The following is a 15,981-nucleotide window of genomic DNA, read 5'->3' as shown; positions in this document are numbered from 1 at the left end:
CGGCAAAAACTTCACAATATCTATGTGTGCATTCATCACACAATAGACGTAAAATTTACGTCTATTGTGCAGCAAATTTGTTATTAGTCCATGTTTTTAATTAATTCTTTTCCAAACTCTGAACATTTCACTTCTTTAGCACCGTCCATTAAACGTGCAAAATCATACGTGACGACCTTAGAAGCGATTGTTTTATCCATCGCTTTCGTGATCAAGTTAGCTGCCTCTCTCCACTCCAAATGTTCAAGCATTAAAACAGCAGATAGGATAACGGATGAAGGATTTACTTTATCCATGCCTGCATATTTAGGAGCTGTCCCATGTGTCGCTTCGAAAATAGCATGCCCTGTATCATAGTTAATGTTTGCCCCTGGAGCTATACCAATTCCTCCTACCTGTGCAGCAAGAGCATCAGAAATATAATCTCCATTTAAATTCATCGTTGCTACTACATCAAACTCTTTTGGACGCGTGAGAATTTGTTGCAAGAAAATATCTGCAATCGCATCTTTAACAATAATTTTTCCTGCAGCAACTGCTTCATCTTGCGCTTTGTTAGCAGCATCTTTGCCTTCTCTTTCAACAATGCGGTCGTATTCTGCCCAAGTGAATACTTGATTAGCAAATTCTTGTTCTGCTACTTCATATCCCCAATTTTTAAAAGCGCCTTCTGTGAACTTCATGATGTTACCTTTATGTACTAAAGTAACACTTTTGCGTCCTTCATTGAGTGCATATTGGATACTTGCACGCACCAAACGTTTCGTTCCTTCTTCAGATACTGGTTTAACACCAATCCCAGAAGTTTCAGGGAAACGAATATTAGAAACATTCATTTCTTTTTGTAAAAATTTAATAACTCTATTTACTTCTTCTGAACCTTTTTGCCATTCAATTCCTGCATAAATATCTTCTGTGTTCTCACGGAAAATGACCATGTCCACATCTTCAGGACGTTTAACTGGAGATGGAACACCGTCGAAATATCGTACCGGACGTAAGCAAGTAAATAAATCAAGTTCTTGACGAAGTGCCACGTTTAATGAACGGAATCCGCCGCCAACAGGGGTCGTTAATGGTCCTTTAATCGCAATTTTATATTGGTTAATTTTATCTAATGTATCTTGAGGTAGCCATTCGCCTGTTTTATCGTAAGCTTTTTTTCCAGCATATACTTCCAGCCAATCAATTGCTTTCTCCCCATTATACGCTTTCTCCACAGCAGCTTCGATTACTTCACGCGCAGCTGACCAAATATCTGGACCTGTACCGTCACCTTCAATAAATGGAATAATCGGGTGGTTTGGTACATCCATTTTTCCATTTTCTACAACAATTTTTTCTCCCTTTGTCATAACAATGATTACCTCCTAAATTCATTCTGTATATAGTTTAGCAAAAATAAGTTCCAATGAACATCTTTTGCACACTGTCCTTATTTATAAGAATCATTTTCTCTTCGTTGTAGTAGAAAATAATCGGTTAATCTAAAATTAGCTACATACTATCGTTTATCAATTGTACTGTATTCTGGCGAGATAGGCCCTGTATATTCTGCACGTGGACGGATTAAACGATTATCAGCGTATTGCTCAAGAATATGAGCTAGCCATCCCGATGTTCTACTTACTGCAAAAATCGGTGTGAATAAATCATGATCAATTCCTAGGCTGTGATATACAGAAGCAGAATAAAAGTCGACATTTGCCGGCAAACCTTTGTGATCTTTTATATAATCTTCAATTTTAACTGACATTTTATACCATTTTGGTTCGCCAATTAATTCTGTTAACTGTTTCGACATTTCTTTTAAAAATTTCGCTCTTGGATCCCCACTTTTATAGACACGATGACCCATTCCCATGATTTTCTCTTTATTGTCTAACTTTTCTTGAATGTAAGGGATCGCATTTTCTTCTTCGCCAATTTCTGTAAGCATTTTCATAACAGCCTCATTAGCTCCACCATGCAACGGACCTTTTAATGCACCAATTGCAGCTGTAACACCTGAATAAATATCAGACAGTGTTGCAACACATACTCTTGCTGTAAAGGTGGAAGCATTAAGTTCATGGTCTGCGTGAAGAACAAGTGCTTTGTTCATAGCTTCTACTTCAATTTCTTTCGGCTCTTTACCATTTAACATGAATAGTAGATTTTCAGCATAATTATAACTTAGCTTAGGCTGAACAGGGTCCTTTCCTTTACGGATTCGTGCAAAAGCGGTTACGATAGAGGCTATTTTTGCTTGAATACGAATAGCTTTTCGCTTGTTTGCTTGCGCTTCCATTACTTCTGCTTCTTCATCGTACAAACCTAACATAGAAACGGCGGTGCGTAGAGCAGTCATTGGATGTACAGTTGACAAATCATAAGAATGTAGATGTTTAATAATTGCTTCTGGTACTACCATATTTGAAGCAAGCTCTTTTCTTAATTCGTCTAGCTCATCTTGTTTCGGAAGTCTTTGATTCCATAGTAAAAAAATCACTTCTTCAAAACTGGAATTTTTAGCTAAATCATCAATCTTATAGCCTACATATGTAAGCTGATCATCTATTATGGAACTAATTGACGATTGAGTTGCTACAACTCCCTCAAGCCCTTTCGTTGTTGTTGTCATAACAAACCCTCTCCTTTGTAAATTATTCAGTGTACTATCTTTCGACATACAATCTAAGAACTAAATAATATCCCCCAATGATAATTATAAAGTATTATGAATCTAATGTGAATTGAAACCGATTCACTTACTATTAAATTTTACTAGAAGCTTGCATAATTTGCAAAAAAGAGTTTCCCTAGCTTCAACTTTGGTGAATAAGGAAGGCTAATTTACAGCAAAAATATAGTAGTATTTACCCAATAAATTAAGACTATAAACTAGAAAACTAAAAAAATAAAAGATTGTAATACTAATTTTATTTGGACTTGCATAAATTTATAGTAAGTTTTTAATGCGTAGGGAAAGTTATCCTTTCTTTTTTTACACTTTAGGAAAGCATCGAAATTTAGGTTTTATCGTATAAGTAAAACGCCGGTGTTTTATCCCCATTAAGACTTGATCGTAGCCAAGTTTTTCTCCTATTTTAAAAGTTTTTTTCTATGCTACATGTTTAGATTGTTTTAAGCGAGGAGTACTTCTCTGTTTAACTAACAGAAGGAAAATTATAAGAAAAGGAATTGAGGTTTTAAAGATGTACAAGCCAAGATTATACCAATTATTGCGTTTTATAATTGTAATAGCACTTACTGTTTTAGGCTATGTGTTACTAACTGTAGGTTTCTCCTATTTGTATCCATTACTTATAGCTAGTATTTTAGCGATGACAATCAACCCAATCGCTAATTTTTTTGAGGAAAAATGGAAACTTCCTCGGATGATGGCAGTAAGTGGAACCATGTTATTTACGTTTGCTTTTCTAAGTAGCATCATATTTATTCTATTTTCTGAATTTATGCAAGGAACTACTTTTTTAGCAACACACCTACCAGACTATGTGCAAACGTTTAGCAATTATGTAACAAGTATTTTCGATCAAAAAATCATGCCACTATATGAGAAAATGACGACGTACTTACAAGCATTGGACACTTCCCAACAAGAAGCAATAAACAATTCCGTCAAACATATTACAGAAAATATTAGCGTGAAACTTTCCGAATCTCTCCAATCCATTTTATTACAAATTCCTTCTTTGTTTACTGCCCTTCCAAGCTCCTTTACTGTAACGGTTTTTATCTTATTAGCAGCTTTTCTAATAGCAAATGATTACCAACAAATTTCCTTGTTTAGTCAAAAAATAATCCCTCATGCACTGCAAACTAAAATAAATGGTGTACAAACGCAATTTAAGAAAACTGTCATCGCTTATGTAAAGGCTCAGCTTATTTTAGTAATCATTTCTGCTTTTTTAGTATATATAGGTTTAAAACTTTTGCATGTTAATCATGCGTTTACCATTTCGCTATATGTTGCTTTCGTTGACCTTATTCCATATGTCGGATCCGGTATTATTTTCTTTCCGTGGATGATTTACTTATTTATAGTTGGGGATTATGCTTTAACAATTCAGTTAGCGATTCTATACGGTTCTATTGTCATTGTTAGACAGGTAATTGAACCAAAAATTTTATCTTCTAGTATGGGGACACACCCACTAGTAGCGCTTATTATACTGTTTATCGGACTACAAATTTGGGGAATCATTGGATTTATTATTGCTCCCCTTATACTTATTTCCATACAAGCTTTTTATCAAGCCGGTATATTTCAAGATGTATGGAAATTTATTAAAGGGTAGTGCTACCATCTTCGATATATAATGGTTCGTTTATTGAATAAATATTTTATAAATTTTTCTATTCTTTGGTTGAACAGCTTTCGAGTCATTGGAATAACTAGTAAAAAACCAACTATATCTGAAATAAAGCCTGGAGTTACTAGCAATACAGCACCTATTAGAATACAAATTCCATCAATAATATAGCTTGTTGGGGCTTCGCCACGTTGCATCGAAACCTGCGCGCGGTTCCAAGTTTCTATCCCTTGTTGTTTTGCTAAATAAAAGCCCACCCCTCCAGTAAGAAGAACAAGGCCTACAACCCACCATGGACCTATCCAACCGCCTATCCAAATAAAAACACCTATCTCTAGAGCAGATAAGATAAATGCAATAAGTAAAAATATTTTCATACTGCACACCTCCTGAACAAACTATAACATACGCTATCCGTATAAAACAGCTTAAACTTTCATAGCCTATAACATAAAAAAAGGGGGCGAAACGCCCCTTTTTTTATGTTATAGGACTTTTGTATGTCCTTGATAAATATCACCATTTGCTCCATCAATTGTAATAATTTCCCCATCTTTAATGTCTTCAAACACGTTTTTAACACCAACAATAACAGGGATACCTAGACTTAATCCTACCACAGCAGCATGGGAAGTTAAGCCACCTTCTTCTGTAACGATCCCAGCAGCTTTTTCAATCGCAGGCATCATTTCTCGATCCGAGCCATAAGTTACTACAATGTCTCCTTCACTTACTTTGCTAACTGCTTCTTCTGCTGATTTAACAACAACTGCTTTGCCAAAAGCACTTTTTCGACCGATACCTTGTCCACTAGCAATCACATTACCAATTACGTGTACTTTTAATAAATTTGTAGTTCCACTTTGACCGACTGGTACTCCAGCTGTGATGATAACGCGATTACCATGTTCGACCATGCCAGAACGCAATCCACGTTCTACTGCAATATCGAGCATTTCATCTGTCGATTTAGCCCGTTTACACATGACGGCATGAACTCCCCACACTAAGGAAAGCCTTCGATTTATTCTTTCAGAAAAAGTAACAGCAAGGATTGGTGAATGCGGACGATATTTAGATATCATTCTTGCAGTATGTCCACTTTCTGTCGGAGTTATAATAGCACTTACCGCTAAATTCATAGCTGTATGCGTAACAGATTGACTAATTGCGTCAGTAATTGTCATATCAACATTTCTAGATCGATCTTTCAATATGGAAGAATGATCGATTGCCGTCTCCGCTTTAACTGCAATATTGCTCATCGTTTGCACCGATTCAACTGGATAATCACCTGCTGCTGTTTCGCCTGAGAGCATAATTGCATCTGTACCATCAAAAATAGCGTTAGCTACATCGGAAGCTTCTGCTCTTGTTGGGCGAGGGTTACGTTGCATGGAATCAAGCATTTGTGTTGCCGTAATAACAGGTTTACCAACTGTATTGCACTTTCTAATTAATTGTTTCTGCACTAAAGGTACATCTTCAGCAGGTATTTCAACTCCTAAATCACCACGTGCGACCATTAACCCATCGCTTACTTCTAAGATACTATCAATATTATCGACACCCTCTTGATTTTCAATCTTCGGGATGATTTGTATATGTGTTGCATTATGGTTTTCCAAAAGTTCTTTTATTTCCAATACGTCTGATGCGCGTCTTACAAAAGAAGCTGCAATAAAATCGATATCCTGCTCTATACCAAAAAGAATATCATTAGCATCTTTTTCTGTAATACCTGGTAAATTCACAGATACATTAGGGACGTTAACACCTTTTTTGTTCTTAATTACCCCACTATTCAATGCAACTGTCTTTAATTCTTGATTAGCCTTATTTACTTCTCTTACTTCTAATTCAATTAACCCATCATCTAACAAAATCTTCGAGCCTTCATGGACATCATCAATTAATCCATGATAAGTGACAGAAAAACGTTCTGCAGTACCTTCCACTTCTTTCATAGATACGTAAACAGTTTTACCTTGTATGAGTTCTGCTTGTCCATTAACGAAATTATGTGTTCTGATTTCAGGACCTTTTGTATCCAAAAGAACAGCTACCGTTTTACCCGTTTTCTCTGCCGCAGCACGGATGTTTTTGATGCGTTCTGCGTGCTCCTCATAGTTTCCATGTGAAAAATTAAGTCGAGCAACATTCATGCCACATTCCATCAATTTTTCTAATTTCTCAATTGACTCTGACGCTGGGCCAATCGTACATACAATTTTAGTATTTCTCATTATAGTTCCTCCTTACATAATCCGTACAGCTGCATTTTTAAATCGATAACTCTTGAGAAAGTTTATACATATCATCGTTTATCATGTGCTTATCATGAAGGACTTTTGAAATATCATGATCAACTAATACATTTTTTTCAATTCCTACCATTCTGCCTGCTTTACCCTCTAATATTAAGTCAACAGCTTGAGCGCCAAGTCTACTTGCGAGCACTCGATCAGAAGCACTTGGAGATCCACCTCTTTGTATATGCCCTAAAACAGTAACTCTCGTTTCTAAATCCGTAGATTCTTCAATTTGTTTTCCATAATCAAATCCACTGCCTACTCCCTCAGCTAAAACGATAATACTATGTTTTTTCCCACGCTTACGACCGCGTTTCAATTTATTTACCACTGTTGCAAAATCTTCTTCTTTTTCTGGAATGAGGATACTCTCTGCACCATCGGCTAACCCTGCCCATAATGCTAAATCGCCAGCATTTCTCCCCATAACTTCAATGATGTATGTTCTTTCATGAGAAGTTGCTGTATCACGAACTTTGTCAATTGCTTCAATTACTGTATTTAATGCTGTATCAAAACCAATTGTAAAATCTGTACCTGCAATATCATTGTCAATCGTTCCTGGCACACCAATGCAAGGATAGCCTTTTTCTGTTAGCTTTTGCGCTCCACGAAAGCTACCATCGCCTCCGATTACAATCAAGCCTTCAATGCCAAATTTATTGAGCTGTTCAATGGCTTTTTCTTGGCCGGCATCTGTTTTAAATTCTTCACTTCTTGCAGAATATAGAATTGTACCTCCACGATGAATGATATCACCAACAGAACCAATCTCCATTCGTTCTATATTACCTTCCATTAAACCTTGATAGCCGTATTTAATGCCATAGACTTCAATGTTATGGTAAATAGCTTTTCTAACTACCGCTCGAATAGCAGCGTTCATGCCAGGTGCGTCTCCACCACTTGTTAATACACCTATTTTTTTCATAGTTACATTCCACCTCTGGTCTTACAAGTTTAATTTGGAAAAACTCAGCTTATCACCAGGCCTTAGCGAATGCTTCCGTTTTTCTTATGCTACAACTTCTAAAATTTATACTTTACTATAGTATAAAAAAGTCCTCTCTTAAAAGATAATGGGAAATGCTTAAAATAGCAATCGAAAGCTTGTAAAATAATGCACATTTTAAAATGTAAGCCCTTTTTTTGAACGTTTTTTTACAAACGTTGTTACTTACCCTATAGAAAAGTAAAATTTTGGCTTCATCGTATAAGAAAAGCAAAGGCTTTTGCCATAAAACTTGGTGATAAGCCAAGTTTTATGGCAATCAATTTCATGTTAATTTTAAATGCACAAACGTTCTTCCACGCCAAGAATGCTGGACAAGTCTTAACAAAAGATAGCATCCTTTTCCATTCACTTTATACTTCCCTATAATGTAAAAAATAATGCAACACCTTGTACGCAAGAAAATGAGAATAGAGGGAGACAGAAATTCTGCCTACCCCCTTCATCATCACAAACATATTTCTCCCGTAAGCCTTCTTAAACAGCATAGTTAGACGAAATTGCTGATCTTCTTAAAATCATTCCTTAAATTTATTTATCAAATGGTTCGTAATTAAAGGATCTGATAGGAACCCATTTTCTTATACTTTTCCCATCTTTTTTCAAGTAATTCTTCTATAGAATACTTTTCTAATGTGCGTAACGAATGATCAATTACTTCGTTTAAATAACTTGCTTGTTGGTTTAAATCACGGTGCGCTCCGCCCTTAGGCTCCGGTATAATTTGATCGATTAACCCAAGTTTTTTCAAATCATAAGCAGTTATTTGCATAGATTCTGCTGCCTGTTGCGCATAGCTAGCGTCTTTCCATAATATAGAAGCTGCCCCTTCTGGAGAAATAACGGAGTAAGTGCTATTTTCTAACATAAGAATTTCATCACCAACCCCAAGTCCTAATGCACCACCGCTGCCACCTTCACCTATAACAACACAAATAACAGGAACGGTTAGCCCCGCCATTTCTATTAAATTTCTTGCAATAGCTTCACTTTGACCCCTTTCTTCTGCTGCTTTTCCTGGATAAGCTCCTTTTGTATCGATAAAGCAGATAATTGGTCTTGAAAATTTTTCCGCTTGTTTCATATGACGTAATGCTTTCCGATAACCTTCCGGGTGCGGCATCCCAAAATTACGGCGAATATTTTCTTTTGTATCCTTACCACGTTGATGACCGATCACGGTTACAGGTTTTTCTTTATAAAAAGCCAGCCCTGTAACAATAGCAGCATCATCTCCAAATGAACGATCCCCATGAAATTCGATAAAATCAGTAAATAATTGCTCAATATAATCTAAAGTAGTTGGTCGTTCAGGGTGCCTGGCTAATTGAACTCGATCCCACGGCTGTAAATTGCCATAAATATCTTCTTCCAATACAGCAAGACGCTTTTCTAATGTTCTAATTTCCTCTGTTAAATCTATATCACTATCAGAGGTGAATCGTTTTAATTCTGCAATTTTTTCTTTTAAGTTTACAATGGGCTTCTCAAAATCCAACACTTGCTTCATGATTCTTTCCCACCTTTTTGATGAAACGATAACAATAGCGCTAAGGTACTCTTCATATCTGATCGATGAACAACTTTATCCAATTGACCATGCTTTAACTGGAACTCAGCCGTTTGAAAGTCATCCGGCAGTTTCTCCCTAATCGTTTGTTCTATAATTCTTCTACCAGCAAAACCAATTAACGCGCCCGGTTCTGCAAGATGATAATCTCCAATAGAAGCAAAGCTCGCCGAAACGCCGCCTGTAGTAGGATGAGTCATAACTGATATCATTAGCCCGCCTGCATCACTAAAACGTTTTACAGCTACCGAAGTTTTAGCCATTTGCATTAAACTTAGCAATCCTTCTTGCATTCTCGCGCCTCCTGAAGCCGTAAAAATAATAAATGGAATCTTTTCTTCTTTTGCTTGTTCAATGGCACGAGCTATTTTCTCACCAATTACCGACCCCATACTTCCCATACGAAATGAAGAGTCCATCACGGCAAAAGCAGTTTCTTTACCATCAATAGTACCTTTCCCTGTAACTACGCCTTCACGAAGACCTGTTTTTTCCTGATCTTTTTTTATTTTTTCTTCATATCCAGGAAAATTTAAAGGGTTGCCAGTTGATAATTGCTTGTCCCACTCCTCGAAGCTTGCTTCATCAAATAATGTTTCAATTCGTTGCCAGGCCTGTAACGGATGATGATAATCACAATGAGGACATACTTGTAAATTTTTATTCATCTCTTTGCGATAATAAATCTTATGACACCCACTACATTTTTGCATTAAACCTTCAGGCACATCCGTTTTTGCTTGTTCACTTGGAATAGATGCGTATCTTTTTCGCTTGCCAAAAAGATCTTTAAGCAAGACAATTCCTCCTTTTTTTCAAAACGACCCCTAATACGTATGATGAAGCTATGGCTTATATACGCTCAGAAATGTATTATGTTCGTTTAGAGAAACAACCAAAGAAAATTCTCATCAAAAAAACTCTACTTATAAGTCTTCTGTTGTCTCAGAAAAGTTAAAAGTGCTTGTAAAGATGATTTACACAGTACACTAAATATGGCATCTTTTTGAACACGCACTTTTAGTCATTATACAAAAAAATCATGAAGAATACTGTCAAAAAACGTCAAATGTTATAATTTATTTTAAAATCATTTTTTCAAACAACGTTTCAATCCCTTGGTAATCCTTTGTTTCATACATATGAATTAACTCTTTATAAAAAAATTTATGATTGCTGATTTCTTGCTCAACTGTCAAAAAATCATACATTAAGCTCCATATCTTTGCTAATAGTTTATTGTTGGATTTCTTAAAAATACATTGAAAAAAAATAGCATGCATATCTTTTAGCGAGTCTGCTTCTTGATAAATAATAGCTTGTAGGTGAGCTATATCTTGCTTTGTCATATTCCAAAAAGCTAGTTTCGCAGCTTCTTTTTCTAAAATTATAATGACGTCTGCTAGATCCAGCCTTGTTTGTTTCTCTTGTAAGATAAAGGAAGCAAGTAATTCCACAGTTTGAAAAGACTGATATGTACTTAAAAACGTTCCTTCACCACGTCTGGTTTCTATTAATCCTAAAAATTCCATCGCGCGTAACGCTTCTCGAATAGAAGACCGACCTGCACCAAGCGTATATGCAAGCTCCCTTTCGGAGGGGAGCTTGTCACCAGGTTGTAAATGTTGCGCATCCATATATTGACGAATTTTTTGGAGTATTCCTTGGTATGCTTTCTGTTTATGAGACATGGACACAGCCATGATTCACTCCTTTTAACAGATTACTTATTTTCAATTTGCGAGAGCTTTCTTGTTTTTTCAGCTATCTCTTCTGGATCTACTTCCATTCTAGCCACTCCGGATTCCATAGCAGCTTTAGCTACGCTTTTGGCTACAATAGGTGCTACTCTTGGATCAAATGGGGCTGGAATAACATAATTTTCTTCTAATTCATTTTCGGTAATTAGTGATGCAATTGCTTCGGCAGCGGCAACTTTCATTTTTTCATTAATTCTTGTTGCCCGAACATCAAGCGCTCCTCGAAAAATACCTGGGAAGGCAAGCACATTATTTACTTGGTTTGGAAAATCAGATCTGCCTGTCCCAATAACCTTCGCACCAGCCTCTTTTGCATCTTCAGGCATTATCTCAGGTTCAGGGTTAGCCATTGCGAAAATTATTGAATCCTCGTTCATTTTCGCAACCATATCCTTGGATAACGCCCCTCCAACAGATACACCAATAAACACATCTGCTCCCTCAAGCATTTCTTCTAAGCTGCCTGATTTCTTACCTTGATTCGTAAACGTTGCTACGCGCTCCTTCACATCATTCATACCTTCTGCACGCCCCTCATAAATAGCTCCCCTTGAATCACACATTATCATGTCTCGAACACCGAAGAAATAGAGCAATTTAATAATAGCGATTCCAGCTGCCCCTGCTCCGTTAGCCACTACTTTAATATCCGAAAATGATTTCCCAACTAACTTTAATGCATTAATTAATCCGGCAACAGTAACAATAGCTGTTCCATGCTGATCATCATGGAAAATAGGAATGTTTGTCTCTTTTTTTAATCGTTCTTCAATAGTAAAACATTTTGGTGCCGCGATATCTTCTAAATTCACGCCGCCAAATGTCGGTTCCATTACTTTAACTGCTTGTACAATTTCTTCCACGTCTTGGGTGCCTAGACAAATAGGAAAGGAGTCTACACCGGCAAAGCTTTTAAATAACACAGACTTTCCTTCCATTACAGGAAGTGCAGCTTCTGCCCCGATATTACCAAGCCCTAACACTGCTGACCCGTCACTAACAACGGCAACCATATTTCCTTTCATGGTATAGTCATAAACGGTGTCTACACGATCGTGAATTTCTTTACATGGTTCAGCTACTCCTGGAGAGTATGCCAGACTTAACTCATCCGCATTCGTAACAGGCATTTTGGAATGCGTCGTTAATTTCCCTTTGTTAACTTTATGAACATGTAGCGCTTTATCTCGTAAGCTTGCCATTTTCATCTTCGCTCCCTTTATAGAAAAAATAATATCTTCCATCCAACAGTGGTCTGACCACCAGTAACTACTACATTATAACAGATGCTCCGTTTCTGTAAAACAATGCTGTTTTCTAATTAGGATACTTAGTACACTATATCTATATTTAAATTAACAAACAAATGTCTTTCCCTCCTAAAGTTATTTTTCATCTCCAGCATCCTTCAAAAAATTCCATTCGACACTATAGCAATAATAGCGCGGTGAACGAAAGATTTCCTTATGAGTTAAAATTAGATACCTATATGCCCACTAACTTTTAGAGCAGGTTAAATAGTCACTTGTCATATACAACTTGATGAGTACCGAAGTAGTCTTGTAAACGCTGAATGCAAAGTAAATTCGGTGCAAGGTTGTATTCCTTGGATAATTGGTACGTTTGTTGTAGACTTTCTTGAAAAACAATTACTGGAGTATTTCCAGGGAAATAACGAGCTACCTCGCTAATTTTAGCTAAGTCTGCTTTAATATCTTTTCCTGTTAATTTTATAAACAGCCGATCTGTGCTTGTTTTATCTTCTAAAGCAGACTCTTCAAAACTTTGGATAGCAGATAATAATGTTTGTAATCCATTGTTTCTAGCCTCCAGCTTACCTTTTGCTACCACGAGCATCCCTTCTTCCCACCAACGATGGACTTGTCGATATAATTCAGGAAAGACAACTGCCTCCATTTCATCTGTTTCATCACTAATGGTAATAAAGGCCATTGGGTCGCCACGTTTTGTACGGATAGTTTTGATAGATTGAATAACACATGCACTTCTATGTTTAAAACCACTCCCTCTTTTTCTAGCTGCATCTATGGTAATATAACCTGCGCGCTGTAGTTGTTTTCGATAAACTGTAACAGGATGACTAGATATATATATACCGAGTAATTCTTTTTCATCAGATAGTTTTTTAATTACCGAGAAATCCTCTATTTCTACATAATCGCCTTCCAATTCAAGGTTGTTCGTTAGTATGCTTACCTGCTCTTGAAACTCACCAAACAACTCCCCTTGCTCGATTGCTTGGTCAATAGTTGCTAATAAGCTAGCACGATTTTTATGGAGCTCATCAAAAGCTCCTGATAGAACTAATAGCTCAATGATTGTTCGATTAATTAATTTTAGGGAAGTACGTAAGCAGAAGTCGAATAAATTTTGAAAAGGTCGCTCTTTACGTGCTCGAATAATTTCGGAAACTGCCTGATTTCCTACCCCTTTAATTTGTAACAAACCCATTCGGATGTGTTCTCCTTCGACAGTATATTTTCCAAAACTATTATTGATGGATGGACCAAGTAATTTTATATGCAGTTCCTTTATTTCTCTCCGATACAAGGTAATTTTCTGGTGTTGTTGCATCGAAGCACTTAATAATTCAGCAAAAAAAACTTGCGGATAATGGCATTTTAAGTATGCTAACTGATAAGAAATACGACTATAAGCCACAGCATGACTCCGATTAAAACCGTAATTCGAAAATCGAACAATCCAAGCAAATAATTCATTTGCTACCGATTGACTATACCCTCGCTGTATGCATCCATGGATAAACGCGGATTTTTGTTCTTCCATGACCTCTTCTTGTTTTTTACTTACCGCTCTTCGAAGTAAGTCAGCCTGTCCAAGAGAGAAACCAGCAATGTGATGAGCAATTTGCATAATTTGTTCCTGGTAAATTAACACACCATAGGTTTTTTCTAAAATAGGTGCGAGGTCTGGATGTGGATAAGTAATCTTTTCTATACCATGCTTCCGGTTTATATAAGTTTTAATGAAATCCATTGGTCCAGGACGATATAAAGCGTTAACTGCAACTATATCTTCAAAATGAGTTGGCTTTAAATCTTGTAATACTTGTTTCATTCCCTGTGATTCCAATTGAAATACACCGTTTGTTTTTCCTTGTTGCAACAATAAATAGGTTTTCCAATCTTCTTGAGGAATTGCTTCTAACAGGACAGCCTTGTTGTATTTGTAACGTATGTTTTGCAGTATTTGTTCTATGAGAGTTAAATTTCGTAAACCTAGTAAGTCAATTTTTAATAAACCTATCGCTTCAACATCATTCATTGCATATTGTGTTAAATACATTGTACCAGTACCAGAAGTTAAAGGTGCATATTCCATAAGGGGTTCCTTAGAGATAACAATTCCAGCTGCATGGGTAGATATATGTCTAGGGATACCTTCTAGCACCGTAGCTACCTTAAACAAACGGCGTAGCACTTCCGAACGCTTTATATAATCTTTTAATGCACTTGACTCTTGAACAATTTGGACAAGATTTTTTTTCGACTGCACTGGAATATGCCGTAACACAAAAGCAGCATCTTGTTTATTAATATCCATCGTTTTTATAAGCTCCCGCATTAAAGAGCGGGCAGCAAACGTTCCAAATGTAATGATTTGCGCTACGTGCTCTGAGCCATATTTTCTTTGTACATAATCCACTACTTCCTCTCTACGTGTATCCGAGAAGTCGATATCAATATCAGGCATTGTCATTCGATTTGGGTTAAGGAAACGTTCAAACAACAACTCATATTCGATAGGATCAATATCTGTAATTCCTAATAAATAAGCTACCAAAGAACCAGCCGCTGATCCCCTCCCAGGCCCAACGACAATATGATTTGTTTTTGCAAAATCAACCATATCTGCAACAATTAAGAAATAATCACTAAACCCCATTTGCTCAATAATGTTAAGTTCATGATGTAAACGTTCTCGAATCTCATCCGTTACTCTTGTATACTTTTGTGATAAGACTGTAAAACATTTCTCTGTTAAATAACGATGAGGTTGTTGGTTTTCTGGAAGCGGAAATGAGGGCAGATGTTGTTGTTCAAAATTAATATTTAAATTACATTTTTCTACAATGCTTGCCGTTTCTTCAACCACCTCAGGCCACTCAGAAAAGTACTGTTGCATTTCCTTTTCTGAACACAAATGATGATTACGCCATTTATCATCAACATAAGCGCCGTTCCAAATTTGCTGTACTTTCATCGCTCGTAAACAATCAAACGCAAGCGCATCTTTTTTATTTAAATAACGAACATCGTGCATAGCCACAACGGAATCATGATACATTTCTTGAAACTGCTTTACCTCTGCAAAAAAAGATGAATGATTACTCCCATCACCATAAGCCTCTAATGCTATGTAAAAATCGTTCTCGCCAAAAGCTTGTCTATAAACGGATATATATTCATTTAGTTCAACAAAGGATTTATTTCGCAATTGTTCAATTATATTGCCATGATTGAAAGAGAGAATGCCAATACAATCTGTTGTATATGTTAAGAGCTGTTCCGCCTGTATGCAGGGCAGTTCTTCAGTTCTTAGCCAAGTACTTAATCGAATTAGCTCTTGAAAACCTTGATTTGATTTAGCTAAAACAACCATTTCGTGCGCTTTTTCTTGACTATCGCCTACTAAAATCGTCAAACCAATAATTGGCTTCAAGCCGTTATTCTTTGCAGCTTTATAAAACTTAATTGCTCCATAAAGCACTTGTTCATCTGTTAGTGCTAAAGCAGTATAACCAAGTTTTGCCGCTCGTTGCACCAATTTTTCAATAGTAATTGTACTGTTTAACAAGCTATAGCTACTGCGTATTTGTAAATGTGTAAAAGCCATTGTATCCCACCTTCACGTGCTCTATTCCATATTATATCAATCAATGAAGAACGTGCATAAGGAAAAGTAGCGGTTAGCATAACTCGTTCTATTGTTTCATAAATATATAGTAGCAAATATACCATTCCTA

Annotated in this window: 11 protein-coding genes; 1 reads left to right on the top strand and 10 read right to left on the bottom strand. The window is 36.6% G+C overall.

Annotation, left to right across the window (positions count from 1 at the left end; all coding sequences use genetic code 11):
* Positions 1–83: 83 nt before the first annotated feature.
* On the bottom strand, positions 84–1,355 hold the full coding sequence (icd, locus tag D9780_RS05075) for an NADP-dependent isocitrate dehydrogenase (RefSeq protein ID WP_121639483.1): 1,272 nt from the start codon (positions 1,353–1,355) through the stop codon (positions 84–86).
* A gap of 149 nt (positions 1,356–1,504) precedes the next feature.
* The gene (gene citZ, locus D9780_RS05070) at positions 1,505–2,623 is read right to left on the bottom strand and encodes a citrate synthase (protein WP_121639482.1); all 1,119 of its coding nucleotides are present in this window, start codon (positions 2,621–2,623) and stop codon (positions 1,505–1,507) included.
* A 574-nt stretch (positions 2,624–3,197) separates the two neighbouring features.
* Here citZ and ytvI point away from each other — a divergent pair.
* Positions 3,198–4,304, top strand: a complete 1,107-nt coding sequence (gene ytvI, locus D9780_RS05065; RefSeq protein ID WP_121639481.1) for a sporulation integral membrane protein YtvI — start codon at positions 3,198–3,200, stop codon at positions 4,302–4,304.
* A 2-nt stretch (positions 4,305–4,306) separates the two neighbouring features.
* On the opposite strand, the gene D9780_RS05060 is transcribed toward ytvI, so the two are convergent.
* The 8 genes from D9780_RS05060 to dnaE form a co-directional block, all read right to left on the bottom strand.
* The gene (locus D9780_RS05060) at positions 4,307–4,696 is read right to left on the bottom strand and encodes an FxsA family protein (RefSeq protein WP_073010104.1); all 390 of its coding nucleotides are present in this window, start codon (positions 4,694–4,696) and stop codon (positions 4,307–4,309) included.
* A gap of 108 nt (positions 4,697–4,804) precedes the next feature.
* Positions 4,805–6,565: a pyruvate kinase gene (gene pyk, locus D9780_RS05055; RefSeq protein ID WP_121639480.1), complete on the bottom strand. Its 1,761-nt coding sequence runs from the start codon at positions 6,563–6,565 to the stop codon at positions 4,805–4,807.
* 37 nt (positions 6,566–6,602) lie between these two features.
* Positions 6,603–7,562 (bottom strand): 6-phosphofructokinase, encoded by a 960-nt coding sequence (gene pfkA / locus D9780_RS05050; protein ID WP_073010098.1) that lies wholly within the window; start codon positions 7,560–7,562, stop codon positions 6,603–6,605.
* Between the two features lie 634 nt (positions 7,563–8,196).
* The gene (accA, locus tag D9780_RS05045; protein WP_121639479.1) at positions 8,197–9,153 is read right to left on the bottom strand and encodes an acetyl-CoA carboxylase carboxyl transferase subunit alpha; all 957 of its coding nucleotides are present in this window, start codon (positions 9,151–9,153) and stop codon (positions 8,197–8,199) included.
* Entirely contained in the window at positions 9,150–10,010 is an 861-nt protein-coding gene (accD, locus tag D9780_RS05040; RefSeq protein WP_073010093.1) for an acetyl-CoA carboxylase, carboxyltransferase subunit beta, read from the bottom strand. The genes accA and accD overlap by 4 nt, the downstream gene beginning before the upstream one ends.
* Positions 10,011–10,292: 282 nt before the next feature.
* Entirely contained in the window at positions 10,293–10,916 is a 624-nt protein-coding gene (locus D9780_RS05035) for a FadR/GntR family transcriptional regulator (protein WP_121639478.1), read from the bottom strand.
* A 20-nt stretch (positions 10,917–10,936) separates the two neighbouring features.
* Complete coding sequence (locus tag D9780_RS05030; RefSeq protein ID WP_073010293.1) at positions 10,937–12,175, bottom strand: NADP-dependent malic enzyme; 1,239 nt, start codon at positions 12,173–12,175, stop codon at positions 10,937–10,939.
* Between the two features lie 319 nt (positions 12,176–12,494).
* Complete coding sequence (dnaE, locus tag D9780_RS05025; protein WP_121639477.1) at positions 12,495–15,851, bottom strand: DNA polymerase III subunit alpha; 3,357 nt, start codon at positions 15,849–15,851, stop codon at positions 12,495–12,497.
* Positions 15,852–15,981: the final 130 nt, after the last annotated feature.

Origin of the sequence: Virgibacillus sp. Bac330 (assembly GCF_003667845.1) — a bacterium.
GTDB lineage: Bacteria > Bacillota > Bacilli > Bacillales > Amphibacillaceae > Virgibacillus > Virgibacillus chiguensis.
This window is presented reverse-complemented; position numbering and strand designations above follow the sequence as displayed.

Bases quoted from the DNA above. Each gene is read 5' to 3' on its own strand.
- icd (WP_121639483.1), bottom strand. From the start codon at position 1,355: ATGACAAAGGGAGAAAAAATTGTTGTAGAAAATGGAAAAATGGATGTA.
- citZ (WP_121639482.1), bottom strand. From the start codon at position 2,623: ATGACAACAACAACGAAAGGGCTTGAGGGAGTTGTAGCAACTCAATCG.
- ytvI (WP_121639481.1), top strand. From the start codon at position 3,198: ATGTACAAGCCAAGATTATACCAATTATTGCGTTTTATAATTGTAATA.
- D9780_RS05060 (WP_073010104.1), bottom strand. From the start codon at position 4,696: ATGAAAATATTTTTACTTATTGCATTTATCTTATCTGCTCTAGAGATA.
- pyk (WP_121639480.1), bottom strand. From the start codon at position 6,565: ATGAGAAATACTAAAATTGTATGTACGATTGGCCCAGCGTCAGAGTCA.
- pfkA (WP_073010098.1), bottom strand. From the start codon at position 7,562: ATGAAAAAAATAGGTGTATTAACAAGTGGTGGAGACGCACCTGGCATG.
- accA (WP_121639479.1), bottom strand. From the start codon at position 9,153: ATGAAGCAAGTGTTGGATTTTGAGAAGCCCATTGTAAACTTAAAAGAA.
- D9780_RS05035 (WP_121639478.1), bottom strand. From the start codon at position 10,916: ATGGCTGTGTCCATGTCTCATAAACAGAAAGCATACCAAGGAATACTC.
- D9780_RS05030 (WP_073010293.1), bottom strand. From the start codon at position 12,175: ATGGCAAGCTTACGAGATAAAGCGCTACATGTTCATAAAGTTAACAAA.
- dnaE (WP_121639477.1), bottom strand. From the start codon at position 15,851: ATGGCTTTTACACATTTACAAATACGCAGTAGCTATAGCTTGTTAAAC.